The organism is Actinoplanes sp. NPDC051633, assembly GCF_040681735.1.
Taxonomy (GTDB): domain Bacteria; phylum Actinomycetota; class Actinomycetes; order Mycobacteriales; family Micromonosporaceae; genus Actinoplanes.
In genome coordinates this window covers 1-2168 of sequence record NZ_JBFAZH010001250.1, presented here as the reverse complement: position 1 = coordinate 2168, position 2168 = coordinate 1, and the positions used below count along the sequence as shown (strand labels likewise).

The window sequence follows — 2168 nt, the reverse complement described above, 5'->3', positions numbered from 1 at the left end:
GCCGCTCAGCGCCATGCAGAGCCGGCTCCGGATGGGCGACGTGGCCCGCAACCTGACCCTGGTGCTGATCGGCAATCTGGCCGGCGCGCTGTTCGTGGCGTTCTTCCTCGCCGTGCAGACCGGCGTGATCGGCAACGTCGGCAGCGACGCCGGCACCTCGGGCGCGATGACCTACGACCGGCTCGCCTCGATCGCCCAGGCCAAGGCGGTGCACGAAACCGACTGGCAGATCTTCCTGCGCGCGGTCGGCTGCAACTGGCTGGTGTGTCTCGCCGTCTGGATGGCGATGGCGGCCGACACGCTCTCCGGCAAGATCCTCGCCATCTTCTTCCCGATCATGGCGTTCGTGGCGATGGGCTTCGACCACATCGTGGCGAACATGTTCTTCCTGCCGGCCGCGATCTTCGCCGGGGTGCCGGAGGTGGGCTGGGACGACACCCTGCGCAACTGGCTGTTCGCGGGTCTGGGGAACCTGATCGGCGCGGTGGTCTTCGTCGCCACGTCCTACTGGTACCTGTACCTCAAGGACGAATCGGCGGCCGACCGGCGACCCGAGCCGGTCTGAGCCGCTCACTCGCGGACGTCGGCCGCGGCGGTGCTCATCGGCAGGCCGGCGGCGAGCCACGCCTCGACGCCGCCGATCATGTCGGTGGCCGCGTGCAGCCCGATCGCGCGCAGGCCGGCCGCCGCGAGGCTGGAGCTGTAACCCTGGCGGCAGGCGACCACGATGCGGCGGTCGAGGCCGGTCGCCTCCGGGATGCGGCTGGCCGATCGCGGGTCGAGCCGCCACTCGAGCACGGTGCGGTCGATCACGATCGCACCCGGGAGCTCACCCTGCCGTGCCCGTTGCCGCTCGGTGCGGGTGTCGATCAGCAATGCCCCGGCCGCCACCGCCGCTCGCGTCTCGTGCGGGTCGAGCCGGCGCATCCCGGCCCGGGCCCGCTCCAGCAGCGCATCCACACCATCGAGCCGCCGCGTCTCCACCCGCGTCCGCGTCACCAGCGCATCCACTCCATCGACCGCCATTTCGCGATCATGCCCGGCGGCGGCACACACGGCACGGTGAACCGCCGCCGGTTCCGGATCAGCGCCGGGATCAGCGCCGGGGTCAGCGCCGGGGCAGTCGGAAGGCCAGCACCGCGCCCACGGCGACCACGGCGGCGCCGACCAGGACCGCCGGGACCAGGCCGTCCACGAAGGACTGCGCGTCTGCGTAGCTGCCGTACGAGCTGAAGACCGAGGCCAGCACGGCCACGCCGACCGCGACGCCCAGCTCCCGGATGGTGTTGTTCACGCCCGAGGCCACGCCCGCGTCCCGGGCCGGCACGCTGGCCAGCGCCGTCGTGCTGATCGGGGCGAAGGTCAGGCCCATGCCGACGCCCGCCAGGACGAAGGCGATCACCAGGTCGGAGTACGCGACGTCGGTGCCGGACGCCAGCGCGATCCAGGCGATGCCCGTGGCCAGCAGGATCTGCCCGGCCGCGATCAGGTTCCGCAGGCCCAGCCGGTCGGCGAAGATGCCGGCCAGCGGCGCGACGACCATCGGGGCCATCGTCCACGGCAGCGTGCGTACCCCGGCCTCCAGGGGTGAAAGCCCTTGCACCACCTGGAAGAACTGCGCCAGCAGGAAGACCGCGCCGAACGTGCCGGCGGAGAAGGTCAGCGTGACGATGTTGACCAGGCTGAAGCCGCGGGAGCGGAACAGCCGCAGCGGGACCATCGGCGACTTCGCCCGCAGCTGCCAGGCGATGAAGAGCGCGACCAGCGCCGCGCCGCCGATCAGCTTGGCGAGCACCCGCGCCGAGCCCCAGCCGTGGTCCGGCCCGTCCACGACGCCCCACACCATCAGGAACGTGCCGGCCGCGGACAGCACCAGGCCGAGCGGGTCGAGCCGGGTCGCGCCACCGCGGGACTCGCGCAGCACGACCGCCGCGAGCACCACCGCTACCACGCCCACCGGGACGTTCAGCCAGAAGATCCACGTCCAGTCCAGGCCCTCGGTCACGGCCCCGCCGACCACCGGGCCGACCGCGACACCGAGACCGCTGATGCCGCCCCAGATGCCGACCGCGGCGTTGCGCAACCGGTCGGGCACCGCCTGGGCCAGCAGGGTCAGCGACAGCGGCGCCACGGCGGCGCCGGCGATGCCCTGCACCGCCCGGGCGGCG

The 2168-nt window shown here is 72.8% G+C and carries 3 protein-coding genes; 1 reads left to right on the top strand and 2 read right to left on the bottom strand.

Annotated features, from left to right (window positions below):
• On the top strand, positions 1–565 hold a 565-nt coding region (locus tag AB0M20_RS39670; protein ID WP_364306237.1), incomplete at its 5' end, for a formate/nitrite transporter family protein.
• A gap of 5 nt (positions 566–570) precedes the next feature.
• On the opposite strand, the gene AB0M20_RS39665 is transcribed toward AB0M20_RS39670, so the two are convergent.
• A complete protein-coding gene (locus AB0M20_RS39665) occupies positions 571–927 on the bottom strand; it encodes a rhodanese-like domain-containing protein (RefSeq protein ID WP_364306239.1) in 357 nt (118 codons plus the stop codon).
• A gap of 181 nt (positions 928–1108) precedes the next feature.
• Positions 1109–2168 (bottom strand): MFS transporter (locus AB0M20_RS39660; RefSeq protein WP_364306235.1); only part of this gene is annotated, 1060 nt, incomplete at its 5' end.